Below are 24,631 nucleotides of genomic sequence, written 5' to 3' on the forward strand. Positions count from 1 at the left end.
GATGTTGCCCATGAAAACGCCGAATACACCCCATAACACTTCGGATACCTCGACTAACACTGTGGCTCAAGCACAGGGTCAAGAGACAGCAGCTTCGATGAATTCACTTTCCTTAACGCCATTTTCTCTCAGTCAGACCCTAGATGTGTTTACCTTCCAAGCTTGGGTTAACACTCAACAGGGCGGGACGGTATTTCAATATTGCGACCAAGCCAATAATCCCTGCTTTACGCTACAAATAACGCCACTTGGGCATATCGATATTCGAGTAAACAGCCAGTTATTACAGATTGACACTATATCCACCTTAGGCGGCTTAAATGATGGTTATTGGCATTTATTATCCATCACTTATCAATACCATGAATTAAGCTGTTTTATCGATGGCGCTCAAATCCATTTACAGCAGCATACAACGCCCTTAACGGATGAGGCTAAATTAAAAACCGAAAAACAGACTGCTGCGACTTTCGATGGAGAAATCGTTAATATTAATTTGATTGAAACCTGTTTAACAGATACTGAAATTTTAGATTGTTATTTACATCCACAGCAGCAAGCGGCGCTGATTGACAGCAACTTATATATTTATCCCAAACAACATTCAAAGCAGACTCTCAACTTAATGCCAGCTCAATTGGCAAGGCAGGAAGTCATGCTGATTATTTTTAATGATACCGAATATAATTTTAGTAAGCAGAACTTAAACAGCAATAATTTTAACAAGCAGCTACCGAGTATTATCCCCGCCCATGAACGCTGCGCTTATATGATTGAATCCAGCAGTGATAACTGGCCGCACTTTATTTACAAGGCGAACTATCAAGCCAAAGAAAGTACCGATATCAAACTGAGATTTGATATTTTAAAGTCCCTCACTCCCCATCGTTCACAGATTGATTTACAGCTAAGTAATGAGCTGGAATTTGATTGCTTTATCAGCCAATCAAATTCGAACCGATTAACGGCCGAGATCCGTATCAGCGAAAATGTGGTCACCCGCCAAGCCAAGCATTTTATGCGCTTTATTAACGAAGTACGCAGCCATATTGCCAGCGATAACATCATTACCGATGGCCAGTATTATGCCGAGCAGGATTTTTGGGTAAGCACGGGACAACAGATGCTGGCCTACGAAAACGCCTGCCAACTGTTTAATCGCCGCTTGCAAAAAAGGCCCCTCGCCATCATCAAATGCCGCACCAGCCAAGAGGTCAAGCTGGTCTACAAGACGGCGGTCGATTATCACTTAGCCATTAGTGTGCGTTCCAGCGGCCATGATCACGAAGGGGAAAGTGGCGAGACCAATAGCATAGTGATCGACCTATCCTTGATGAACAGCATCGAACTCGATCCCATCAGCGGCATCGTCGCCGTTGGGCCAGGTTGCACTATGCGAGCCTTAACCAGTTATCTGGCGCAAAAGGGCTTAATGTTGCCCCACAGCACCAGCGCCTCCCATGCCTTAGCGGGCTTTATTATGGGCGGCGGCTGGGGACCTTGGTGCCGTAAATACGGCATGTGCTGCGAGAGCTTAGTGCAGGCAGAAATCGTGTTGGGCGTAGGTGAAACCCAAGTGGTGTCGGCGGCCAATAAGCCCGAACTCCTCTGGGCGCTGAAGGGCGGAGGAGGTTTAAGCTACGGTATTGTCACTCGTTTTTTTATTCAAACCTTTGCCCTGCCCCCAAGCCTGCTGAAATTTGAACTGGAATGGAACCCGTATCAGCAGGATAGCCAACAGCTACGAGAAACCACCCCGACCTTAAGATTATTGGAGCGTTGGGAGCAGATTATTCTGGCCGATAATCTGCCTTGTTTGCTGGGCACCAACCTTAAAATCCAAGCCAAACCCACCGTATTGCCAGGGGTAAAACCGCCATTAAACACTGGCGTGCAGGATCCCCAAGAGGCTAAACATAACTGCATTATGTACGGCTATTGGGAGGGGAATCCTGCGAGCCTTGCACACTTTATCAAGACCCAGTTTAGTGAGGTCGGCTTAAAACCCAAAAGAGTGCAAATGGCGGCCATGGGCGGCTTAAGCCAATCCTATGGCGATGAATTGATGGAGAGCTGGAACCGTGAGGCGATTCGGGATTTACAACCCGTCTTAAACCATAGAATGGCCGAACTGCTTAATGATACGGATATACAGCTGTATAAAAATCAGCGCCAACATTCGCAGGATTTGCTCAAGCCCGCGCCCCATAGGGTGACATCGCGCTTGGCCCATGCACAGGGGCTAAAACAGGGGTATATCGCGCTTATCGACAGCCTCACCTCATCTCAACTGATTGATGGCAATCGGCAATTAGGCTTGTTTACCTATGTCACCCTAAGCGCCATTGCCGGTGATTTTTATCGCACACTTGGTGAAGTGCAAAAAAGCCAGAGCGCCTTCCCCTACAAGGAGCAGGCCTACATTATTCAGTATCAGGCATGGTGGAACAGCGAACTCCAAGAGCAAGCCTTAATGCAGGTTAACTCCGTCTATCCCCGAGTGAATAAGGCGCTCGACTGGATAGACACCTGCCGCGATGCCAGCATTGCCAATAGCTCAGGCGCCTTTATCAGCTTTAAGGACAATACCATCCCGACCGCACGCTACTTTGGGCAAAATTATCAAATGTTGCAGCAGGTTAAGGCCAGTTATTGCCAAGATCCCTTAAATCATTTTCGCTCGCGCAAATCCATTGTGTAGCAGAGGATTGATGGCTCGCTAGCGCAGTCAACTCATCAATCTCTGCTGGTGTGGGGCGGTCAGCATCTTTGCAACACCACGCCAACACGGCGTTCGCAATAGCGCTCGCCTAGGCGGCATTTTTAAGGCAAACTCAGCTTCCTTCGTCGTTGAATTATTTGCATTAAAGGTGATACATGACACCGCCACCCGCACTGGCCATAGTGCTTGCCCTGCTGGCCGCGAGCCTAATGGGCACCATTGGCGTATTCGCCCGTTTTGCCGCCCTGCCCGCCGAACATATTACCTTTTACCGCCTGCTACTCGGCGCGCTGTTTTTAATGGCCTATATGCTGTTAACAGGTAAAGGACGGCAAATTCGCCACAAACCGAGCAAGCGCACCTTGGTCAATGGCGCTATGTTGGCGGGATTTATGGCTTTTTATATCGAGGCCATTGAATACACCCAAATGGCAACGGTGATCATGATTATCTATCTCGCCCCTGTACTGGCGTCACTCTTTGCCCATTTTGTGTTTCACGAGAGGCTTAAGCGATCCAGCATCGCCACAGTGGTGCTCGCCTTGATGGGTTTTATGCTGATGCTGCCCGTGACCTCGAGTCAGTCACTCTACGACAATGAAATTATGGGGTATTTTTATGCCCTGCTCGCATTGCTCACCTATTGCGGCTTTATCTTAATCAACCGTAAACCGAGCGCCGCCTCGCCCTATCAAAGCACCTTAGTCCAGCTCAGTGTCGGCGCCCTCTGTTTACTGCCCTTAGTGTTAACGACACCCTTAGTACCGAGTCTGGATCAATTTGCTTGGCTGCTGGCGATTGGCTTCTTTCCGGGCTTTTTAGCCATTCTGTTTGCGGTAAAAGCCCTCGCACAACTGCCTTCGGTCACCTATGGCACCCTCTCCTACGTCGAACCTGTGGTGGTGGTCGCACTCGCTTGGTGGTTATTTGATGAGGCGCTCACAACGCAGCAAATGCTGGGGGTATCGCTGATTATGTTGGCGGGCATGGCACAGGGCTACTTAAGCCAGCGCCACTCGGCCAGCAAAACCTTGAAGGGTTGCCCGACTTAAGCGCCCAGTTAAACACAAAGCTAAGCGCATAGTTAAAGGTGAAGTTAAACGCAAAGTTAAGCGCACAATTCAAACCTCAGCAACAAAAACGCCGCTAATAAGCGGCGTTTTTTATCTGATCACTTAAGGCTATTTAAAACAATTAATTAGCCTTCAATGCCTTTGCTCACGAGGAACTCATCGTAGGTGCCCTTGAAGTCATTCACGCCGTTCGGAGTGATTTCAAGGATACGGTTGGCCAGTGACGATACGAATGCGCGGTCGTGGCTCACAAACAACAAGGTGCCTTCGTATTTTTCCAGCGCGTTGTTTAATGATTCGATCGATTCCATATCCATGTGGTTGGTTGGTTCGTCGAGCATCAGGATATTTGGCTTTTGCATGATGAGCTTACCAAATAACATACGACCCTTTTCACCACCCGACAGCACTTTAACTGACTTTTTGATGTCGTCGGCGCTAAACAGCATACGGCCTAAAATACCGCGTACCGCTTGGTCGTCGTCCTCTGGTTTACGCCATTGGCTCATCCACTCGAAGAGGGTCATGTCGTTTTCGAAATCTGACTCATGGTCCTGCGCGTAGTAGCCGATGTTGCTGTTTTCAGACCACTGGATCAGACCTTCATCCTGTGGAATATCATGGATTAAGGTACGCAGTAAGGTCGTTTTACCCACACCGTTCTCACCGAGGATGGCGATACGCTCACCCACTTCAACGATAAGGTTCAAATCTTTAAACAGCGGCGTGTCGTAACCTTTGGCTAAGTTTTCAACCACTAATGCGTTACGGAACAGTTTCTTTTCCTGATCGAAACGAATGAATGGGTTAACACGGCTAGAGGCTTTAACTTCTTCCAGCTTGATCTTATCGATTTGACGCGCGCGCGAAGTCGCTTGTTTTGCCTTAGAAGCGTTCGCAGAGAAGCGCGCCACGAAGGTTTGCAGCTCAGAGATTTGCGCTTTCTTCTTGGCGTTGTCGGCCAGCAGACGCTCACGGGCCTGAGAGGCCGCTTGCATGTATTCGTCGTAGTTACCTGGGTAAACGCGCAGTTCACCGTAGTTCAAGTCTGCCATATGGGTACAGACTGAGTTTAAGAAGTAACGGTCGTGCGAAATGATGATCATGGTGCTGTCGCGTTGGTTCAGTACGTCCTGTAACCAGCGGATAGTGTCGATGTCCAAGTTGTTGGTAGGTTCGTCGAGCAGCAGTACGTCTGGATCTGAGAACAGCGCCTGCGCCAATAACACCCGCAGTTTTAAACCTGGAGCGATTTCAGACATCAGACCGAAATGGCTTTCGATACCAATACCGACACCAAGCAAGAGTTCACCGGCGCGAGATTCGGCGGTGTAACCGTCCATTTCGGCAAATTCCATCTCAAGGTTTGCCACGGCAATGCCGTCTTCTTCGCTCATTTCTGGCAGAGAATAAATACGGTCACGCTCTTGCTTCACCTTCCACAGTTCACGGTGACCCATGATCACTGTGTCGATAAGGGTGAATTCCTCATAACCGAATTGGTTCTGGCTTAACTTACCCAGACGCTCGTTGACGTCTAAGGATACGTTACCGCTGCTCGGCTCTAGATCACCGCAAAGGATCTTCATGAAGGTTGATTTACCGCAGCCGTTCGCACCGATAAGACCGTAACGGTTACCGCCGCCGAATTTAACTGAGATGTTTTCAAACAGTGGCTTAGAGCCAAACTGCATGGTGATATTCGCTGTAGTGATCAGTACGAACTTCCAAATCGAGTTAGGTTGGCCGGACGTCTGGCAAGGCAACTAAGTATAAACCTATTTGCAAAAGCCAAGTTGTCTAACCTGAGGGGGTAAAAATAAACGTGGCACTATAGCAGTTTGGGCTAAATTATCAACTAAAAAGGCCTACTTAGCCGCGAATCGTCAAGCAAAATAACGGGCTAGAAGGCTTATTTAAGTGCTGGCATTAACCTAAGCTAACGGCTTATTTCAGCAACATTTTTACCGAATGATTCAAGCTAATAGAATTGGATGACAGCAGGATGAATCCACTCAAGTGATTAGCGAGTCGAATGTAACGTTTGGGCTGAGGGCTGAGGTATGTGCTTGAGTTTGGGCGGGGACTGAGGCTGAGATTTATGTTCAAACAATACAGCCCGCAAAATGCGGGCTGTATCGGGAGTGCTTACTTACTGCCTCACGATTTAACGAGGCAAAGTGTTATCACTCATGCGAGCGCAAGCGTTATAACTTTTGCTGTCTTAGCCGATTCGCATTGGTGACCACAGTTAGGGAAGACAGCGCCATCGCCGCCCCGGCAATCACTGGGCTTAACAACATCCCCGTGAGTGGATACAAGACGCCCGCCGCCACAGGAATACCGAAACTGTTGTAGATAAAGGCCCCAAACAGGTTTTGCTTAATATTGCGAATGGTCGCGCGGGAAAGTGCCAATAAGTTAGCAATCACTATCAGCTGCTGGGACAGCAGAGTCATATCAGCGCTTTCGATCGCCACCTCAGTGCCCGATCCCATGGCGATCCCCACATCGGCGCTCATCAAGGCAGGCGCATCGTTGATACCGTCCCCCACCATGGCAACCACATGGCCTTGCTGTTGTAAGGCTTTAATATGCTGCTGTTTTTGCTCGGGTAACACGCCCGCTATCACTTCCTCTATGCCCACTTGAGCTGCCACCGCCTGCGCCGTTTGCGGATTATCGCCAGTCAGCAGCACTACGCGAATCCCCTGTGAGCGGATGGCGCTAATGGCTTCTTTAGCGTCGGCCTTGATCGGATCGGCAATGGCGATAGTGGCCACTAACTTGCCCGCCTTGGCGACATAAATCGCCGTCTTACCCTGTTTGGCAAATTGTGTGGCGGCTTCTACCGCAAAGCCTGAGTGGCTGCCTGTCACGCCCTTCCCTGACTGCACATCAAATGCCGCCATTAAAGCTTGATTACCCACTAAAAAGTCGGCGCCATCGACTCGCCCTTCGATGCCCTTACCTTGATGATTGGTAAAAATCTCGGTCGCAGGCAATGGAATCGAGGCTTGCTTAACATAGCTAACCATTGCGCTGGCCAGCGGATGCTCTGAATGCTGCTCAAGACTGGCGATAGCGCCAAGCAGTGCGCGCTTGTCTTCATCACTGAGCGCTTGTCCATTGCCCTCAACCCAGTGGATACCGGTCACTTGGGGTTTACCCTGAGTCACTGTGCCGGTTTTATCCAACACCACACAATCGACCTTGCTGGCGCTTTGCAGTGCTTCACCATTTTTAACCAATACGCCCATTTGAGCGGCGCGGCCAACGGACACCATGATAGACATAGGTGTCGCTAATCCTAAGGCGCAGGGACAGGCGATGATCAGCACGCTGGTGAGCACTACAAGTGCATGACTGAGCGCGGGTTCTGGCCCAACAAGATACCAAATCGCCGCCGCGAGTAAGGCGATGACCACAACGGTTGGCACAAATACCGCCGAAATTTTATCGGCCAGACGGCCAATCGGCATCTTTGAGGTTTGCGCCTCCTGCACCAGTGCGATGATTTTGGCAAGGCGCGTATCCTGCTGCCCAGCGGTCACTCGGTAGACTAAACTGCCGTTACCATTGACAGTTCCCGCACTGAGATTATCGCCAACATGCTTAGGCACAGGAATAGGTTCGCCCGTCAGCATGGCCTCATCGAGTAATGACTGGCCGGACTCCACCACGCCATCGAGTGCGACCCTGTCGCCGGGTCGAAGTCTGAGTTTATCCCCTAGTTTGAGCTGATCGATTTCCACCTCTTCATCGCCATTGTCACCAATACGAATCGCGGTAGAAGATTGCAGGCCGAGCAAACTCTGCACCGCTTCGCTGGTCTTGCCCCGAGCTTTGAGTTCGAGGGCGTGGCCTAAGTTAATTAAGCCTAAAATCATCACGCTCGCCTCGAAGTACACGTGGCGAGTGTCCATGGGAAACGCACTCGGGATAAGCACCACCAGCATGGAATAGAGCCATGCCGTGCTGGTACCTAACACGATTAAGGTATCCATATTGGTGGTTTTGGCTTTAAGCGCGCGCCACATTCCCTGATAGAAATGGCGCCCTGTACCGACTAAAAGTGCTAGGGTAACTAAGCCCATTATGCCCCAGCCAAGCTGCATGCTAGGGCTATTAATCATCATTTCGCCGCCCAGTAATCCCCATAACATCATAGGGATACCGACAGCAAGCGCGGCGATAGCCTGACGCATCCGCAGGCGATACTCAGCCGCATCTTCGACCCGTTTTTCCTCTGCGGCCGCCTTTGCGTCCACAATCAACTGGGCGGGATAGCCCGCCTTATCCATCACTGCCAGCGCCGCATCGCTGCTCATCTTGCCATCCACTGTCACTTGTTTATCGGCGAGATTGATACGGGCACTCACATTCGGCTCGGCCGCAAAAGCCTTTTCAATTTTGGCCACACAGCCTGCACAATTCATGGTGGCAACATAGAGTTTTATCTGCGACATGGAAGATCCCTCACTTGAACTTAACCGCTATAGGATTAAGATAAAGTCTCCCATCACGGGAGAGTCAAGGGTGTTTTTGTGGCAAGTATCACACTTGTCTGCACGAGTCTTTAGAACAGATAAGAACCGAGGTCAGTATGAAAATTGGTGAAGTCGCGAAGCACACAGGGTTAAGCGTCAAAAGCATACGCTATTACCACGATATCGGCCTTGTCTGCGGCGAGCGTAACGAGGCGGGATACAGGGTGTATCGCCATCGGGATATCGAATCGCTGAAATTTGTGCACCAGTGCCGCGACTTAGGTTTTAGCCTCGAGGATTGCAAACTCCTGCTTGGCCTTCGCAATAACGATAGCCGCAATGCCGAAGATGTGAAGCAACTCACCCGCAACCATTTGGCCTATGTCGAGGAGCAAATTGGTAAATTGCAGAATCTGCGCAGCCAGTTACAGCAAATGGTCAGCGAGTGCCAGGGTGGCGAGCAACCCCACTGCGCGATTATTGATAGCCTTAATCACCAACACTAAATGCTTAATTCTCTGCATTAACACGCAGCCATAAAAAAGCCTGCTTGGATGCAGGCTTTTTTATGGGGTTATCGCGAACTCTGAGGTCTAAACGCCAAGGCTTTACTGCTTCAGCGCCATCACATTATCGAGGGCGAATATGGGTAATTTACCCGCTGGAGTAAAGTGAAACACTTGGCCATAAAAGGCTAACTCGGTTTCTAAACCGGCGGCTTTATGCTCAGGCGTTCGCCCCTCGTCGGAATCATCACCATAGTCGATATAGGCCGTCGGCACGCCTTTGGCTTTGAGCGCCTCATAAATTTGTCGCGACTGCGCCGTTGGCACTATCTTGTTTCTCAAGCCTTGGAAAATCAGCAGGGGTTCATTCAAGCCATCTAAGTGATTGAGTGGCGATAACTCGCGATAGCGTTGCTTCATCTCGGGATAAGGGCCAATAAGCTGATCTAAATAGCCAGATTCAAACTTATGCGTACCCTTAGCGAGCTGCTCAAAATCGCTGATCCCCTCGTAGCTCACCCCCGCTTGAAACACATCATAAAACGCCAAGGAGGACATGACGGTTAAACCGCCAGCGCTGATCCCGCGAATCGCCAGTTTATTGGCATCGACCCAGCCCTTAGCCACTAAATACTTGGCCGCATTGACCGCATCTTCCACATCGCTTTCCCCCCATTTGCCATACAGGCTCTGGCGATAGGCGCGGCCAAAACCACTGCTGCCACGGAAGTTTAAATCCAACACGGCAAAGCCACGGCTGGTCCAGAATTGGATCTCACTGCGATAGGCAAGTGAAGCGCGCGCCGTCGGCCCGCCGTGTAACATCACGATAAGCGGCGGCCTGGTGTCGTGGGGCGCGATGTAATTGGGATTCACCGGACCATAAAAATAACCATAGGCCTGCTGATTTTTACCCGTCGCGAAGGCGATATTTTTCGCCCGCGACACGTAATTCGGGTCAAGATTCGGCAGCGCAGGGGCATAGACTAACTCAGTGCCACGGCCGACAACTCGATAAATGCCCTTCTCTGGTGTCGCCTTAGCGCCGACAAAATAAACCCCATCTTCGCCCTTCACCACCTGAGTAATCTCAGCAAAATCAACGGCAAGTGATTCAGTCAATCCCGAATCTAAGTGCATTCGCAGCAATGCCGCTCGATTACCTTCGACATAGCTGGCTATCAAGGTCGAGGCATTTTCGAAGGCGTAGTTATGATTGCCTAAGCGCCAATCGGGCACGGCAAACTCGGCATTTTTACTCAGCACTGGCACTAAAGTTTGTTGTGGCGTCACGCGGTAAATGTTCCACCAGTTACTGAGATCGGACACCACATATAAGTTGCCATCGGGGCCGAATAAGGGCTGAGTCACCGAAGAATCTTTGGGCGTATTCACCTTACGAATATTTTTTAACTGGCCCTTACGATCAAGATCCCCAAGCCAAAGCACGCTGTTATCCCAAGGCATATAGGGATGTTCCCAAGTGATCCACGCCAATTGCGTGTTATCGGGGGAAATTGTGGGGGAAGCAATAAAGTCATGGCCAGTGACGAAGGTATCGCCTTCACCGGCAAAGTTAAGATTGATGGTCACTAGGCTGGCTTTAGGTTCGCCGCCCTGACGGTGGTCTTCACGCACACAAATAATCCGTGAGCCCTTGGGGTACGCGACACAATCGGCATGGCGGGTGCCATTGGGAGTTAACGGCAATGGCGGTTGATTCGGGGCGAAACGATAAAACAGCTGATCCTGCAATTTGGTAGCAAACAAGCTCTGACCTATGCCTAAGAATGCGGCGCCGCCATACTCATGCACGGTAGATCTGACATTAAAATCGGGGGGAACCACTTCGGTCACTTTGCCAAGGCCATCGAGGCGTTTAATGCCAACTTTGCCCTGTGCACTGCCACTGGATTCGGCAAAATAAATCGCGTCGCCAACGCTTTGCAGCTCGGCAATATCATCGGCCTGTTCAAACACCTCGGCCGCAGACAAGGGTGATTGCCAGCTGCCATAGGGTGCCACTTTAATATCGCCATTTTCCTTGGCGGGTAAATCCTGTGTATCCGTACGCTCACACCCGCCCAGCAGCAAAACTGCACTCAGCAGATACGGTAAATAGCGTCCTAACCCCATTGTATTCCCCAAGTTTGCCAACTAAACAAACCGAAATATGCCACTGCCCTTTGCGGGCTTATTTTTTTACTTTTTTGATAAACCACTTGATGACATTGGCCTGCTGCACTTGCGTGAGACCAAAGTAAATACAAATCCAAGGCGATAGCAGAAAAAACCACGGGATCACCTCGACCGAACGACCTGTGAAGAGAAGAAAGAAGAAGCCGCCGTAGATCACTATGACACCTAAGACACCGACGATTAACATCATGCGCTTAGTGATTTTTTCAAGCCAAAGGGCCTTATCCTGCCATGACATTCAGATAATCAACTCCATCACTATAATGTCAACCCTATTTGTAAAGTTATGTAAAAAAAGTGGAGTGCGATTGTTGAAGGATAGCCAGTAAATGTCAACTCCGATCCACCGTTGTGCGGCGCGAAAATCGTCCGCCACACACAAATCTTTACCCAATAAAAAACCGAGCAAATGCTCGGTTTTGTTTAATATCAATAAGATACCATATTACAGACGGATACCGCCATCCACTTCAAAGACACGACCATTTACATAATCGTTTTCAATGATAAAGCGTACGGTAGAAGCTATCTCCTCCGCTTGGCCTAAACGACCAACGGGCACGAGCTTCTCTAAACGCTCAAGCGCTTCTGGCTTCATCGCTGCCGTCATTTCAGTTGCAATCACCCCAGGTGCTACCGCTGCGCTACGGATATTGTAACGGGCTAACTCTTTTGCCCAGCCCACAGACATGGCCGCCACACCCGCTTTAGAGGCTGCGTAGTTAGATTGGCCGACGTTACCCGCTTTGGCGAGGCTAGAAATGTTGACAATCACCCCAGCTTGACCCGATTCGATCATCGCCGCAGCTGCCTCACGGCCACAGAGGAAGGTGCCAGTCAGGTTAACATTGATCACCGATTGGAATTGGTCGAATGACATACGGTCAGTCACTTTGCCGTCTTTCGCTTTGACTAACATGCCATCGCGCAGGATGCCGGCATTATTCACTAATACGTTGATTTGACCGAAATCTTCCAATATGTAAGCAAAACCTGCGACCACATCTTCTTCGTCGGTAATATCTAACGCATAACCTTGGACTTCGGTGGCTGAGCCTAAATCGGCACAGGCGCGCTCGAGTTTCTCTTGATCTACATCGATCAGCGCCAACTTAGCGCCCGCCTGCGCAAAATTGTGCGCCATTGCTAAGCCTAAACCACCCGCGCCGCCAGTGATGACGACAACCTTATCTTTTAAATCCATCTGGTTATCCCTTGTTTATCTATTTTTTAAGTGGTGCAAATTGTTCAAAAATACTGGAGAAGTCTCGACGACCATTGCCTTGTCTTGCATGATTCACATACAAGCTGCGCGCGAGTGAGCCCATGGGTGTACTCGAATTGCTCAATAATGCTGCTTCTTGAGAGAGGCCGAGATCTTTAACCATCAAATCTACCATAAAGCCGCCCTGATAGCCCTTAGAAGAAGGCACATTCTCCATTACGCCCGGGCAAGGATTGTACTTCTCTAAGGTCCAGTTACCGCCGCTACTGACCTTCATAATGTCCGACAGCACTTTAGGATCGAGACCATGGTCAATCCCCATTTGCAATGCCTCAGAAGTACCCACCATCAACACAGATAGCAGCATGTTGTTGCAGATTTTAGCGACCTGACCGGCACCAGCGCCGCCCGCATGGAAGATATTCTTGCCCATGGCATTGAGCACAGGTTGCGCACGTTCGAAGGCGATATCCGAGCCACCACAGATAAAGGTCAAGGTGCCCGCCGCCGCGCCCGCGGTACCACCCGATACTGGCGCATCGATAAATTCGATACCACTCTTAGCCGCTTCGGCCGCCACCAATTGGGCGCTTTGGGCATCAATGGTCGAGCAATCAATCAGCAAGGTATCGCCAGCGACAACGTCGAGTAGGCCTTTCTCGCTACCATTGCCTAAGTATAAGTTTCGGACATGCTTGCCCGCGGGCAGCATAGTGATCACCACATTGGCTCCCGCCGCTGCGCCGCATGCCGTGCTCGACACTAAGGCGCCTTGGTCGGCCAAGGCTTGCATGGCGGCTGGCACTAAGTCGAAGACACGTACCGTCATGCCCGCTTTTAATAAATTGGCCGCCATTGGGCCGCCCATATTACCTAAACCGATAAATGCTACTGTACTCATGCCATCACTCCTGTGTTCTGGTGTTTTTATAATTCCAGATAGTTGTTATTCCAGACAAAAATGGCAGGTAAAGCACTCGCTTTACCTGCCATCGATTGGCTTAGCTTAATTGGCTTAAGGGATGTTCCTCTCCCCAAGGTGAGGTCAAAATGTCCTCGATAACGCTGTTTGGCACAGATTGCACATCGGCAAATTGCCATTTGGGCTGTCTGTCTTTATCGATCAGCAGTGCCCGTACGCCTTCACAGAAATCGCCCTTAGCGCAGGTGTTAACGCTGACGGTTAATTCCCATTTAAAACATTGCGCTAGGCTGAGTTTGGTGCCGAGTTGCGTTTGGATATAGGCCAAATGCCAACTGATAGGGCTGCCCGCGAGCATGGTCGCACAGGCTTTATTTAACCAGGCTTCTTCGGTGCTTAAGGTTGACATACGGCTGACGATATCCGTCAAGCTGCCCGCCATCAGTCGGTCGATCATCTCTTGACTCTCGGCCAGTAAACTATCGCCCTTAGGGATGTCCACTTGGTTCGACAGTTCGTTGATCATAGAGTCGAGTCTTTGATGGTTCAGCGCTGGCGTATCGCTCCAATCGAGGGTCGCCATGGCATCGAACATCAGCTCTTTGTCGTCACGATTCAGATAATGATCGGCAAGGCCAACGTAACAGGCATCGGCGGCGTTCATTTGATAGGCCGTTAGCCCTAAAAACAGCCCCATTTTGCCCGGCATGCGGTTGAGGAAATAGCTGCCGCCCACATCGGGATAAAGCCCAATGGTGACTTCGGGCATGGCGATACGGGAGGTTTCAGTCACGACTCTATGACTCGCGCCCGCCATCAGACCCAGACCACCGCCCATCACTATGCCATCACCCCATACCAGCACAGGTTTGCCATAGGTATGCAGTAGATAATCGAGACGATATTCTTCTTCGAAGAAGACTTTAGCGACCTCAGTCACTTGTCCCTTAGCGGCAACAGACGCGTGATATAACGCCCGCACATCGCCACCCGCACAAAACGCCTTTTCTCCGCTACCATCGAGTACCACACAGGCGATTAACGGATCTTTTTTCCACAAATTGAGCTGCACCGTCATGGCTCGAACCATATCGAGATCCAAGGCGTTGAGGGCTTTTTCAACATTGAGCGTCACCACCCCAACTAATTTACCCGAGGCGGTGGCTAAGGTTTGAAAAACCACATTTTGTGTGGTGGACGTGTGTGCAGCCTTATCTACTAAATGTGTCATTAGCGGTTCTTCCAATCAGCTTTACGTTTTTCCAAAAACGCGTTCACGCCTTCGGCCTGATCTTCAGTATCGAACAATCCGACAAACAGTTCACGCTCTATCGGTAAGGCTTGGCTGCGCGGCATTTGACGCCCTGCTTGGATGAGTGTCTTACAGGCGGTGACGCTGCTTGGGCTCTGATTCGCCACTTTAGCGGCCAGTGCAATCGCCGCATTTAAGGCTTCACCCGTTCTGACCACTTCCTCGACTAAACGCAAATTCAGCGCTTGGGCGGCATTCACACGCTCACCGCAGAGGATCATCCGCTTCGCCCAACCTTCGCCCACTAAAGCGGTCAGGTTTTGGGTACCGCCCGCACAGGGCAGCAGGCCAACGGTGGCCTCAGGCAGTGCCATCACGGCTTGGGTCTCGGCAATACGAATATCGCAAGCCAGCGCGACTTCTAAGCCACCGCCCATGGCATAACCGTTAATGGCGGCAATCGACACGCCGCGGAACTGGCTTAAGGTTTCAAATGCTTCGCCAAAGTGTTTTGCCATGCTCGCCGCATTGCCCTTATCACCGTCGCTAAACAGTTTTAAATCGGCACCCGCGGAGAAAAACTTGTTGCCCTCGCCAGTTAATACCAGCGCATAAATGTCCTTGTTGGCATTAAGCTCCAGCACTTTGGCCTTGAGCGCCTGCAAACTCTGGGCGGTCCAAGTGTTGGCCGGCGGATTGTTCATCGTCAGAATGGCCGTGTGGCCTTCGATACGCTCAACTAAATAGTCCATCTGTTTCGGCTCCCTTATATTTCCAATCGGTTATCGCCAAATCCTACAGTCCCATCAGGACAGCTTAAAGGATTTGTCCGGCATTTTCGTCGAGTAAACGACGGGCGATAATGAGGCGCATAATCTCGTTAGTGCCCTCTAAAATCTGATGTACGCGAACATCACGGAAGTGACGCTCTAAAGGGTACTCCCTGATATAACCATATCCGCCATGAATTTGCAGCGCGGCATCACAAACTTGGAAGCCCACATCGGTGGCAAAACGCTTAGCCATCGCGCAATAGGCGGTCGCTTCTGGGTCGCCACTGTCGAGTTTAAAGGCGGCCAGACGCACCATTTGCCGCGCGGCCACTAATTCGGTCGCCATATCGGCGAGCTTAAATTGCAGCGCTTGGAAGGCTGCCAGCGGCTTACCAAATTGCTGACGCTCATTCATATACTGAGTCGCACGCTCAAGAGCCGCCTGCGCCGTACCGACAGAGCAAGTGGCGATATTGATACGACCACCGTCTAAACCTTTCATCGCAAAGGTAAAGCCTTGGCCTTCTTCGCCGAGCAGGTTCGCAACGGGCACGCGCACGTTATCGAAGGTAACTAAACGCGTCGGCTGCGCGTTCCAGCCCATCTTATCTTCGGCCTTGCCATAGATAATGCCTTCACTGTCGGCAGGAATGGCAATCGCGGAAATCCCCTTTGGCCCAGCTTGGCCAGTGCGGCACATTACGACTAAAAGCTCAGTTGAACCGGCGCCCGAGATAAACATCTTAGAGCCTGATACTACGTATTCATCACCCTCACGCACCGCTTTGGTTTGCAGTGATGCCGCATCCGAGCCCGCTCCGGGCTCAGTTAAGCAGTAAGACGCCAGCATTTGACCCGTGGTCAAGGGCTCTGACCAAGCTTGACGCAGCGTCTCTGTGCCCCAAGTGGTGACCATCCAAGTGGCCATATTGTGAATGGTCAGCATAGCCGTTGTGGCTGTACAGCCTTTCGATAGCTCTTCGAAAATAATCGAGGCATCTAAACGCGACAGGCCCATGCCACCTTCCGATTCGGGGGAATACAGGGAGCAGAAACCCAGCTCACCGGCTTTTTGGATCACATCCTTAGGGAAATGATGTTCTTCGTCCCATTTGGCGGCAAAGGGGGCGAGTTCATCCGCCGCGAACTGGCGAGCCAGATCGGCAAATTGGCGTTGGTCTTCGTTGAAATTAAAATCCATTTGGCTCTCCTATGACTCTTTGGCCATTTCTTTTCGTCAATATCTTTTGCGTAATACACAGTGAATTTATCGGCAGCCTTATCATCAATGGGCGCCAACTGCGACACGTTTAGACTGAATCACCTGCCGTTTCACAATGCGTTGAAACTGTTTTTAAACCGCTTAGCGCAAGTTAATGCTCATATTTGGACCTGCGGCCACGGCAATGTCCGACTCGAACCAGCGAGAGGTAATGGTCTTAGTTTCAGTGTAGAAACGTACCGCTTGCTTACCGTAAGCGTGTTGGTCGCCGTAGAAACTGCCCTTCCAACCCGTGAATGAGAAGAATGGTAATGGCACAGGGATAGGCACGTTGATACCGACTTGGCCGACTTCGATTTCGTGTTGATATTTACGGGCGGCGGCGCCACTTGCGGTAAAGATAGAGGTACCGTTACCGTATGGGCTGGCGTTAACCAGTTCGATGGCCTCTTCTAATGAATCGGACTCCATACAGCAAAGCACAGGGCCAAAGATTTCTTCTTTGTAGATGCTCATATCGGTCGTGACCTTAGTGAACATGGTTGGCCCGACCCAGTTACCCGACTCGAAACCTGCCACGCTAAAATCGCTACCATCGAGTAAACACTCTGCGCCCTCTTCCTTACCTTGGGCGATAAGTTTAAGCACGCGCGCTTTAGCGGCTGGGCTGATCAGCGGGCCGTAACCGGCTTCTTTATCGTCCCATAAACCTGGGCGAACCTTAGCTAGGGCTTCTTTAAGCTCAGGGATCCACTCTTTGGCCGCGCCAACAAATACCGCGACCGAAATCGCCATACAGCGTTGCCCCGCTGCGCCAACTGATGCGCCAACTAGGTTGTTGATCACTTGCTGCTTATTCGCATCAGGCATGATCACGCAGTGGTTTTTCGCCCCAGCAAAGGCTTGCACGCGTTTTAAGTTATCGGTACCGGTTTTGTAGATATATTGACCGACTGCCACAGAGCCGACGAAGGAAATGGCTTTCACCGCAGGATCGGCCAGCAGGATATCGACCGCGGTTTTATCACCATGCACCAGTTGTAATACGCCCTTTGGCGCGCCCGCTTCGACAAACAGCTCAACTAAGCGCTGCGGCGTCATTGGGTCTTGCTCAGATGGCTTTAGGATGAAAGTGTTACCGCAGGCAATCGCCAGTGGGAACATCCACAATGGGATCATCGCCGGGAAGTTAAACGGCGTGATGCCCGCACACACCCCCAGAGGCTGAGTGTAGCTGTAGGTATCGATTGAACGCGCGACGTTCTCAACGGTTTCGCCCATCAATAATGAGGCAATGTTGCAGGCATGTTCTGCCACTTCAATTCCGCGCCACACATCGCCCTTAGCATCTTCAAAGGTTTTGCCCGTTTCTTTGGCAAGGATAGTCGCCAGTTCGTCGTGGTGTTCTTTAAGTAAGTGTTGGTAGCGCAACATGACACGGGCACGCTCAGACACGGGCACTTCTTTCCACGTCTTAAAAGCCGCCTTGGCACTGGCAATGGCTGCGTGCACTTCATCGGCCGTAGCGCTGTTGATAAGGGCGATTGGCTCGTTATTGGCAGGATTGGTCACCACGATTTGTAATGTTCCTGTGCCTGTGGTGAATTCGCCATCGATGTAATGCTTAACTTGTGTGGTCATGTTGCAATCCTTTTCCTTGTTTAGGGTCGAGCTGACGGTGCGATATTATGTTTATCCTCAGCGGGATGTTTGCCCTTGCCAGCTCAGTCTTGGTCTTGTTGATTGTTTTGCCGTTATTCGCGATTAAGCCTTTGATTAGACTTCGATAGCCATAGCAGTCGCTTCACCGCCACCGATACAGAGTGAGGCTACGCCGCGCTTAAGCCCACGGGCTTTAAGTGCATGGATTAAGGTCACCAGCAAACGTGCGCCCGAGCAACCGATAGGATGACCTAAGGCGCAGGCGCCACCGTTCACGTTCACTTTTGCCATATCTAAACCTAATTCAGAAACGGCCAGCATAGTCACCATGGCAAAGGCTTCGTTGATTTCGAACAGATCAACCTCATCCTTAGACCAGCCCACATTGCTCAGCAGTTTTGCCATAGCGCCAACGGGCGCTGTGGTAAAGAGTGATGGCTCCTGCGCATGGGTTGTGTGGCCCTTGATGGTAGCAAGCACTGTTAAGCCTAACTGCTCGGCATTGGCGCGCGTGGTTAACATCAGCGCCGCCGCACCATCGGAAATCGAGCTTGAGTTTGCCGCCGTAATAGTGCCGTCTTTGGCAAAGGCGGGGCGCAGTGCGGGGATTTTTTCAGGGCGGGCATTGCCTGGTTGCTCATCGGTGTCGATAGTCACATCACCACGGCGATCGCTTACCGTGACAGGCACAATCTCCGCCTTGAAGGCGCCAGAATTAATGGCCGCGTTGGCTTTTTCCAGTGAGCTTAGGGCGAAGGCGTCCATTTGCTCACGGGTTAAACCGTATTCATCGGCGGTTTTCTGGGCGAATGTGCCCATGGCTCCGCCGGTGTAGGCATCTTCTAAACCGTCGAGGAACATATGATCTAAGACCTTGCCATGGCCCATACGCATGCCTGAGCGCGCTTTATCTAGCAAGTAAGGGGCTTGGCTCATGCTTTCCATGCCGCCAGCAACCACCAACTTAGCACTGCCCGCTTTGAGTAAATCGTGGGCAAGCATCACGGTTTTCATCCCAGAGCCACAGACTTTGTTTACGGTCGTAGCACCCACAGACAGGGGTAAACCTGCACCTAAAGTCGCCTGACGCGCAGGCGCTTGCCCCAGACCCGCTGGCAATACGCAGCCCATTAACACTTCATCGACCTTATCAGGCGCAACTTGGGTATCGGCTAACAGGGCTTTGATGGCGGTGGCCGCTAAGCTCGGAGACGTTACGCCAGACAAACTGCCTTGAAAGCCACCCATTGGGGTGCGTTTAGCGGCAACAATAACGATCTCTTGGTTAAATTGTTCAGTACTCATGGGGGCTCCAAGCTAAATGTGCCTTGGCGGTAACACTCGCCAGCGGCGGATAAATAGTGACAATGAAACCACTCTGACGTTTACGCGAACGTAAAGCAAGTATTCCTTGGTCTAATGTGTCGAGAAAAACCCACAAAAATTGTCAGTCAGGATTTACAGTCAAGGGAGTGGAATACAGCGTTAACGCGGTGAGGCGGAAGTTGCTAAGCCCGTAATCAATTTAAACCGAGGAAAAAGAGACGGGATAAAAGAGGCTTACAAAGCAATATGGCGAGCATCGCTTAAATAAGCAGAGTGACCTTGGTTAGCCAAAGCCACTCGATTTAAGAGGGCATTAAAATAAACGCCAAAACAAACGCTAAAACAGTACTACACTGAATGTTAAGAGGGAATTATTGCGATTCCCACGGCGTGACGGCCGACATATCGCTTAAGTCATAGGGTGTTAATTGGTAAACGTAATAGTTAAGCCAGTTGCTGACTAATAAACTACCATGACTGTGCCAACGGGCAATGGCATCGGCCTTAGGATCGTCGTTACGATAATAGTTTTGCGGCACATTGGGATTTAACCCCTGCGCTAAATCCCGATGATATTCATCGTTTAAGGTAGATTTTTGGTACTCTGGGTGACCCATCACAAACAGGTTGCGATTGTTACGACTGAGAACTAAGTAAGCCCCTGCCTCATCGGATTGTGCCAGCACCTGCAACTCAGGATGCTGTTTAAGTTCCTCGATATCCATCTCGGCAAAGCGGGAATGCGGCGCAAAGAACTCATCATCGAATCCGCGCAGCAATGGGAAATGTTGGCAAGTGCGGCGATGCACAAACACCCCAGAACGCTTTTGCTGCAGGATTTTCCGATTTAAGCCGTAGAGATGGTAAAGCCCCGCATGAGCCGCCCAGCAGAGGAATAACACTGACGTCACATGCTGCTGTGACCAATCGATAATCTCGCGGATATGGTCCCAGTAAGTGACCTCTTCGAAATCGATTTGCCCAAGGGGCGCGCCCGTGATGATCAGGCCGTCGTAGTTTTTATAGCGCACGTCCTCAAAATCACGGTAGAAGGTATTCATATGATCGATTGAGGTATGCTTCGACTCTTTATCGTGAATACGTAGTAAATCGACATCCACCTGCAAAGGCGTGTTACCTAATAGGCGTAGAAGCTGGGTTTCTGTCTCGATTTTATTGGGCATCAGATTCAGGATCAGCACCTTCATCGGTCTGATGTCCTGATTGGCAGCCCGGGTCTCGGACATGACGAAAATATTTTCAGATTCTAAAATCCCTGCTGCTGGCAGATGATCTGGAATTTTAACTGGCATACCGCGCCTCTTCTATTCAACAATCAAAGGTTCCGGCGCGCGTATGCCACTCATCAAAGAGCAAACAAATTAGCGACCGACTTTCTCAAGCAGTATCGTCATAGGCTCTGTCGAATTGAGGTCGACATGATAGGCTTGAGTATTAATAAACAATAACTTATCACCGAGCATTATCCTTGCCCCAATGGCATAGGTATGCCCCGCTTCAAACTGATCACGCCCCATCGAAAAACTAAACGGCGTTGGGGTTTTCGCCCCTTGGGAAACGCGCTCTGCCATGACCACGGCGGGCACATCCATCTTAGAGACATCAAGCAACTGCACTATCAACTTGGCATCGGCGGGCAATGCGATACGCTCGCGGTACATGGCCTCACCTTTAATCTCAACAATCGCATTAGGGGTGGCACAAGCTGAAATCACCGTGGTGACGGCGAGTAACACCATAGCCGCTAATTTTTGCCATGCAGATGTCAGTCCGCTAATCCTTAACCCTTGTCTCATTTCATTTCTCCTAATCATACATAAAGACTTCTGGATGTCTATACGCCCAAGCTATAAATCTTGTCATGCTGGGCATATCTTCCTATGATAAGCTACCATTTCGTTGCCGAAAAATTTATGACCCAAGCAACTGCGATAATTGTGGGCGCTAGCTCACATTTAAGCCGCGAACTTGCCAAACAATTGGCCGATCAGCAGGTTGAATTAGCCCTTTTTGCCCAAGATGTCGAATCTCTCCGTGAATTTGCCTCGACCCTGCCTACGAAAGTTCAGGTCTTTTCACTGCAAATTGAACAGCCAAGCGCCATCATCAAGCAACTCGAAAGCGTCTGGCACGACTTAGGTGGCGCCCACTTAGTCTTAGTGAATACCGGACTCAATAGCTACGATCCTGAACTGCCATGGCTACCTGAGCAGGATATTATCGATGTCAATGTGCGGGGCTTTGCTGCTATCTGCAATACGGCGTTTAGATTATTTCGCGAGCAGGGTTATGGCCAGCTTGCCGCCATTAACTCGATTGCTGGTCTGCGCGGCGGCCCAAGTGTGGCTTATCATGCCTCTAAAGCCTTTGCGCAAAATTATTTAGAAGGCTTAAGCATGCATGCCCAGCGGCTTAAGTTGCCCATTACCATTACCGATATCCAACTCGGTTTACTGGACAAAGCCGCCATGCAGCAAAGCACGCTATGGCTTGCCCCGCTGCCGCAAGTGGCGGCGCAGATCATTAAGGCCATGCAGCAGGGTAAACGCCGCGTGTATGTGACCAAGCGTTGGCGCTTAGTGGCTTGGCTAACGAAGTTGCTGCCGGAGTTTATCTATAACACGCGCCATTGGAAGCCCAAAAAATCCAAAAAGTAGTGTTATGCCGTGTTTAGCTTTATAAAACGGCGAAAAACAAAAAAGGAGCCACAGGCTCCTTTTTTGTTACTTTAAAATCAGATGATTAGAAAGTGTAGCCAACGCTGACCATATAAACCCATGGGTTAATATCTGTGCTGATTGTAACGGGAGTGCCTTGGTATTTAAATTTAACATCGCTATCAATTTGCGCATACCATACAGAGGCGTTTACTAACCAGTTTTTATCAAATTGGTAATCTAAACCCACTTGCGCCGCTAAACCCCAAGAGGTGCTCATACTTAGATCGGTTAATGAACCACCTAAGTCATTGGTGAAGTCATTGTCGAAGAAATTAGTGTAGTTCACACCAACGCCCACATAGGGACGTAATTTAGACTGAGCATCACCGAAATAATATTGAGCAACTAAAGTTGGTGGTAAATGCTTAGTTTCTGCAATTTTACCAACACCAGCTAGAGACACATCATGGCTAAATGGCGTTGCAGCTAATAACTCAATACCAATGTTATCAGTCAGCATATAACCGAAGTTCAAGCCAAGTTGAGTATCGTTACTGACTTTAAACTCACCTAAATTACCTACACCAGGAATTACAACATCATCACTTGATTCATTTGGTGCGACAACGACAGCACCAGCACGAACAATAATATCGCCCGCTTGATGGGCAGCAACAGAAGCAGAGAAACCAGCGGCTAACAGGGTGGCGGCGATCAGTGTAGAAACAGTAGTTTTATTCATCATCATACTCCATATGTACAACATAGGTTTTTGTTTTACATTACATCCTTAACAATTGACGCCTACACTGCCAGATAAATTCATTTACCTTATTGATCCAAATCAAGATCAAGTGGTGATACTTATTTTGAGGTATAAGCCATGGGATCTGAGTCACGCTATCTAAACATTTATTGACAATACCAGTTTATTTTTTGTGACTCGTCGCATTAATTAGCCATCACTAATAACCTCCGCAAGGAGTAATAAGGAATAAATAGCCAGATTCACCATTTACATTTCAGTTACATAAATTGAAATCAAACACGCTGGAATTGGTGTCGTTTGACAGCAAAAAAAGCTGAAGAATGAAATACAGTCGGTAAAGAAAATAATGAGGAAACGATGGAGGCGGCGTTAATTAGAGCCCATTACTTATCAACGGAGCAAAAAATAAACCTCAGAACTCATATTGATGAAGTGAGTTAATTAGCCAAGGTCATTAGCCAAAGTCAATCGCGGATATTGTTTAAGCCAATTCTTTGTGGCAATTCGCTGCTCAAATACCGCCAACGCACGCTTGGGATTATGGGTTAACTGCAAGGCAAATAATGAGCTTAAACCGAAGGGAGCGATGAGTTGTAAATTATCGACGACGGAAGATTCTGTGTTAGGCATATGTTCAAGATATACAGCGACAGCCGTTTCCAGCTCAGGCCAATAACACATCGCATCCTGTGTCGATTGATAGGGATTATCCTGATTATTAAGGTGCATACGCGCTTGGTTTTTTACCGACCAAGGTAAGTCTGGCGCCAGTGTATGTAGGTATGCTTCTATCGCCCTATCCCGCTCAGGACGAGTATCCAAGGGGCAATAGTAAATCAGATCGATATCGTTTAACGGACGCTGCTCACTATCGTGTAATTTGTCCCACACCAGATTGCGGACAAATCCCGCCGCCAAGCACCACTGCGGCAAGGTATGCACTTGGGCGCATTGCTGCGCCAATTCAAGCGCCCTCATCCGCCCCCGCTCTTGGCTTAACCAGGTGCGTAATAGTGCAGCTAATTCCGTTTCAGTCATGCCTAAAGTCTACTGTAATATCAAACACATAAAAAATGATATCGACTCACACCACTTTGTAATCGGTTTCAGAGCACTTAGTTACAGTGAATCATGGGTTACACCGCGTCCGCTTGGCGCTCTGGCGTCGCATCCGCAAAGGCCGGCAACTGATTACACTCAGCCCATACCCGCATAATATTGGGGTACGGCGTTAAATCCACATTAAAACGCTGGGCGTTGTACACCTGCGGCACTAGACACAAATCCGCCAGCGTCACATTGTCGCCAAAGCAATAACGGCCACTATGGCGCGCAAGTTGAGTTTCGAGCGCCGCAAACCCGCTCGCCACCCAATGGTGATACCAAGCGGTTTTAGCTTCTTCGTCAACGTTCAGCTTTTGAGTTAAGTACTGCAATACCCGCAGGTTATTGAGAGGATGAATTTCACAGGCGATGGTTAACGCCATGGCACGCACATGGGCGCGTTCAAGCGCCGATGCGGGCAGTAGCGGCGTCTTTGGATAAAGCTCATCCAGATACTCGATAATGGCTAAGGATTGGGATAAGGCATCCCCCTCCTCTTCATCACCTAAAACCAATGTTGGCACCAGCTCCTGCGGATTTAGGGCGATATAATCCGCCTTGTGCTGCTCGCCACCATCACGCACTAAATGCACCGACAGCTGTTCGGCGCTCACGCCTTTAAGATTGAGGGCAATACGCACACGATAGGCGGCGCTAGAGCGCCAATAACCGTATAGTTTCATCTCACTCTGTCCTTATGTCTTC

The 24,631-nt window shown here is 49.9% G+C and carries 20 protein-coding genes; 4 read left to right on the forward strand and 16 right to left on the reverse strand.

The window, feature by feature from the left end; genetic code table 11:
• Positions 1 to 10: 10 nt before the first annotated feature.
• Together K0H60_RS13895 and K0H60_RS13900 are read left to right on the forward strand one after the other, a co-directional pair.
• A complete protein-coding gene (locus K0H60_RS13895) occupies positions 11 to 2,701 on the forward strand; it encodes an FAD-binding oxidoreductase (RefSeq protein ID WP_220056096.1) in 2,691 nt (896 codons plus the stop codon).
• Positions 2,702 to 2,877: 176 nt separating this feature from the next.
• Positions 2,878 to 3,774 (forward strand): DMT family transporter, encoded by an 897-nt coding sequence (locus K0H60_RS13900; protein ID WP_220056097.1) that lies wholly within the window; start codon positions 2,878 to 2,880, stop codon positions 3,772 to 3,774.
• Positions 3,775 to 3,920: 146 nt separating this feature from the next.
• Here K0H60_RS13900 and K0H60_RS13905 read toward each other — a convergent pair whose 3' ends face one another.
• Complete coding sequence (locus K0H60_RS13905) at positions 3,921 to 5,513, reverse strand: ABC-F family ATPase (RefSeq protein ID WP_220058173.1); 1,593 nt, start codon at positions 5,511 to 5,513, stop codon at positions 3,921 to 3,923.
• 489 nt (positions 5,514 to 6,002) lie between these two features.
• Positions 6,003 to 8,264 (reverse strand): heavy metal translocating P-type ATPase, encoded by a 2,262-nt coding sequence (locus K0H60_RS13910; protein ID WP_220056098.1) that lies wholly within the window; start codon positions 8,262 to 8,264, stop codon positions 6,003 to 6,005.
• Between the two features lie 137 nt (positions 8,265 to 8,401).
• Here K0H60_RS13910 and K0H60_RS13915 point away from each other — a divergent pair, with 137 nt between their 5' ends.
• Positions 8,402 to 8,791 carry a MerR family DNA-binding protein gene (locus K0H60_RS13915; protein WP_011717642.1) on the forward strand — a complete coding sequence of 130 codons (390 nt, stop codon included), beginning with the start codon at positions 8,402 to 8,404 and terminating at the stop codon, positions 8,789 to 8,791.
• Between the two features lie 102 nt (positions 8,792 to 8,893).
• Here the strand turns inward: K0H60_RS13915 and K0H60_RS13920 are convergent, their stop codons facing one another.
• From K0H60_RS13920 to K0H60_RS13970, 11 genes are all read right to left on the reverse strand, one after another.
• On the reverse strand, positions 8,894 to 10,927 hold the full coding sequence (locus K0H60_RS13920; RefSeq protein ID WP_220056099.1) for a S9 family peptidase: 2,034 nt from the start codon (positions 10,925 to 10,927) through the stop codon (positions 8,894 to 8,896).
• Positions 10,928 to 10,985: 58 nt separating this feature from the next.
• Positions 10,986 to 11,228, reverse strand: a complete 243-nt coding sequence (locus tag K0H60_RS13925; RefSeq protein WP_011717644.1) for a hypothetical protein — start codon at positions 11,226 to 11,228, stop codon at positions 10,986 to 10,988.
• 207 nt (positions 11,229 to 11,435) lie between these two features.
• Positions 11,436 to 12,194 (reverse strand): SDR family oxidoreductase, encoded by a 759-nt coding sequence (locus K0H60_RS13930; RefSeq protein WP_220056100.1) that lies wholly within the window; start codon positions 12,192 to 12,194, stop codon positions 11,436 to 11,438.
• A gap of 19 nt (positions 12,195 to 12,213) precedes the next feature.
• Positions 12,214 to 13,116, reverse strand: a complete 903-nt coding sequence (gene mmsB, locus K0H60_RS13935) for a 3-hydroxyisobutyrate dehydrogenase (RefSeq protein WP_047539148.1) — start codon at positions 13,114 to 13,116, stop codon at positions 12,214 to 12,216.
• 100 nt (positions 13,117 to 13,216) lie between these two features.
• Positions 13,217 to 14,368: an enoyl-CoA hydratase/isomerase family protein gene (locus K0H60_RS13940; protein ID WP_220053462.1), complete on the reverse strand. Its 1,152-nt coding sequence runs from the start codon at positions 14,366 to 14,368 to the stop codon at positions 13,217 to 13,219.
• On the reverse strand, positions 14,368 to 15,141 hold the full coding sequence (locus tag K0H60_RS13945) for an enoyl-CoA hydratase (RefSeq protein WP_220056101.1): 774 nt from the start codon (positions 15,139 to 15,141) through the stop codon (positions 14,368 to 14,370). Before K0H60_RS13945 ends, K0H60_RS13940 begins: the two co-directional genes overlap by 1 nt.
• A gap of 64 nt (positions 15,142 to 15,205) precedes the next feature.
• Positions 15,206 to 16,363 carry an acyl-CoA dehydrogenase family protein gene (locus tag K0H60_RS13950; RefSeq protein WP_086902403.1) on the reverse strand — a complete coding sequence of 386 codons (1,158 nt, stop codon included), beginning with the start codon at positions 16,361 to 16,363 and terminating at the stop codon, positions 15,206 to 15,208.
• Positions 16,364 to 16,525: 162 nt separating this feature from the next.
• Positions 16,526 to 18,025 carry a CoA-acylating methylmalonate-semialdehyde dehydrogenase gene (locus K0H60_RS13955; protein WP_220056102.1) on the reverse strand — a complete coding sequence of 500 codons (1,500 nt, stop codon included), beginning with the start codon at positions 18,023 to 18,025 and terminating at the stop codon, positions 16,526 to 16,528.
• Between the two features lie 135 nt (positions 18,026 to 18,160).
• Complete coding sequence (locus K0H60_RS13960) at positions 18,161 to 19,351, reverse strand: thiolase family protein (RefSeq protein WP_086902401.1); 1,191 nt, start codon at positions 19,349 to 19,351, stop codon at positions 18,161 to 18,163.
• Positions 19,352 to 19,743: 392 nt separating this feature from the next.
• Positions 19,744 to 20,685 carry a homoserine O-acetyltransferase MetA gene (gene metA / locus K0H60_RS13965; RefSeq protein ID WP_220056103.1) on the reverse strand — a complete coding sequence of 314 codons (942 nt, stop codon included), beginning with the start codon at positions 20,683 to 20,685 and terminating at the stop codon, positions 19,744 to 19,746.
• 69 nt (positions 20,686 to 20,754) lie between these two features.
• Positions 20,755 to 21,189 (reverse strand): YbaY family lipoprotein, encoded by a 435-nt coding sequence (locus K0H60_RS13970; protein ID WP_220056104.1) that lies wholly within the window; start codon positions 21,187 to 21,189, stop codon positions 20,755 to 20,757.
• Between the two features lie 117 nt (positions 21,190 to 21,306).
• Here K0H60_RS13970 and K0H60_RS13975 point away from each other — a divergent pair, with 117 nt between their 5' ends.
• Positions 21,307 to 22,050: an SDR family NAD(P)-dependent oxidoreductase gene (locus K0H60_RS13975; RefSeq protein ID WP_039978355.1), complete on the forward strand. Its 744-nt coding sequence runs from the start codon at positions 21,307 to 21,309 to the stop codon at positions 22,048 to 22,050.
• A gap of 85 nt (positions 22,051 to 22,135) precedes the next feature.
• Here the strand turns inward: K0H60_RS13975 and ompW are convergent, their stop codons facing one another.
• The 3 genes from ompW to maiA all read right to left on the reverse strand — a co-directional run bounded on the left by ompW (position 22,136) and on the right by maiA (position 24,609).
• Positions 22,136 to 22,798, reverse strand: a complete 663-nt coding sequence (gene ompW, locus K0H60_RS13980; RefSeq protein ID WP_176399862.1) for an outer membrane protein OmpW — start codon at positions 22,796 to 22,798, stop codon at positions 22,136 to 22,138.
• Positions 22,799 to 23,263: 465 nt separating this feature from the next.
• Positions 23,264 to 23,860, reverse strand: a complete 597-nt coding sequence (locus tag K0H60_RS13985) for a nucleotidyltransferase family protein (protein WP_220056105.1) — start codon at positions 23,858 to 23,860, stop codon at positions 23,264 to 23,266.
• Positions 23,861 to 23,958: 98 nt separating this feature from the next.
• Positions 23,959 to 24,609, reverse strand: a complete 651-nt coding sequence (gene maiA / locus K0H60_RS13990; protein WP_220056106.1) for a maleylacetoacetate isomerase — start codon at positions 24,607 to 24,609, stop codon at positions 23,959 to 23,961.
• Between the last annotated feature and the right edge of the window lie 22 nt (positions 24,610 to 24,631).

The sequence above is a fragment of the Shewanella mangrovisoli genome (assembly GCF_019457635.1).
Classification (GTDB): domain Bacteria; phylum Pseudomonadota; class Gammaproteobacteria; order Enterobacterales; family Shewanellaceae; genus Shewanella; species Shewanella mangrovisoli.

Coding starts and splice junctions, on each gene's coding strand:
- K0H60_RS13895 (WP_220056096.1), top strand. CDS start 11: ATGAAAACGCCGAATACACCCCATAACACTTCGGATACCTCGACTAAC.
- K0H60_RS13900 (WP_220056097.1), top strand. CDS start 2,878: ATGACACCGCCACCCGCACTGGCCATAGTGCTTGCCCTGCTGGCCGCG.
- K0H60_RS13910 (WP_220056098.1), bottom strand. CDS start 8,264: ATGTCGCAGATAAAACTCTATGTTGCCACCATGAATTGTGCAGGCTGT.
- K0H60_RS13915 (WP_011717642.1), top strand. CDS start 8,402: ATGAAAATTGGTGAAGTCGCGAAGCACACAGGGTTAAGCGTCAAAAGC.
- K0H60_RS13920 (WP_220056099.1), bottom strand. CDS start 10,927: ATGGGGTTAGGACGCTATTTACCGTATCTGCTGAGTGCAGTTTTGCTG.
- K0H60_RS13925 (WP_011717644.1), bottom strand. CDS start 11,228: ATGTCATGGCAGGATAAGGCCCTTTGGCTTGAAAAAATCACTAAGCGC.
- K0H60_RS13930 (WP_220056100.1), bottom strand. CDS start 12,194: ATGGATTTAAAAGATAAGGTTGTCGTCATCACTGGCGGCGCGGGTGGT.
- mmsB (WP_047539148.1), bottom strand. CDS start 13,116: ATGAGTACAGTAGCATTTATCGGTTTAGGTAATATGGGCGGCCCAATG.
- K0H60_RS13940 (WP_220053462.1), bottom strand. CDS start 14,368: ATGACACATTTAGTAGATAAGGCTGCACACACGTCCACCACACAAAAT.
- K0H60_RS13945 (WP_220056101.1), bottom strand. CDS start 15,141: ATGGACTATTTAGTTGAGCGTATCGAAGGCCACACGGCCATTCTGACG.
- K0H60_RS13950 (WP_086902403.1), bottom strand. CDS start 16,363: ATGGATTTTAATTTCAACGAAGACCAACGCCAATTTGCCGATCTGGCT.
- K0H60_RS13955 (WP_220056102.1), bottom strand. CDS start 18,025: ATGACCACACAAGTTAAGCATTACATCGATGGCGAATTCACCACAGGC.
- K0H60_RS13960 (WP_086902401.1), bottom strand. CDS start 19,351: ATGAGTACTGAACAATTTAACCAAGAGATCGTTATTGTTGCCGCTAAA.
- metA (WP_220056103.1), bottom strand. CDS start 20,685: ATGCCAGTTAAAATTCCAGATCATCTGCCAGCAGCAGGGATTTTAGAA.
- K0H60_RS13970 (WP_220056104.1), bottom strand. CDS start 21,189: ATGAGACAAGGGTTAAGGATTAGCGGACTGACATCTGCATGGCAAAAA.
- K0H60_RS13975 (WP_039978355.1), top strand. CDS start 21,307: ATGACCCAAGCAACTGCGATAATTGTGGGCGCTAGCTCACATTTAAGC.
- ompW (WP_176399862.1), bottom strand. CDS start 22,798: ATGATGAATAAAACTACTGTTTCTACACTGATCGCCGCCACCCTGTTA.
- K0H60_RS13985 (WP_220056105.1), bottom strand. CDS start 23,860: ATGACTGAAACGGAATTAGCTGCACTATTACGCACCTGGTTAAGCCAA.
- maiA (WP_220056106.1), bottom strand. CDS start 24,609: ATGAAACTATACGGTTATTGGCGCTCTAGCGCCGCCTATCGTGTGCGT.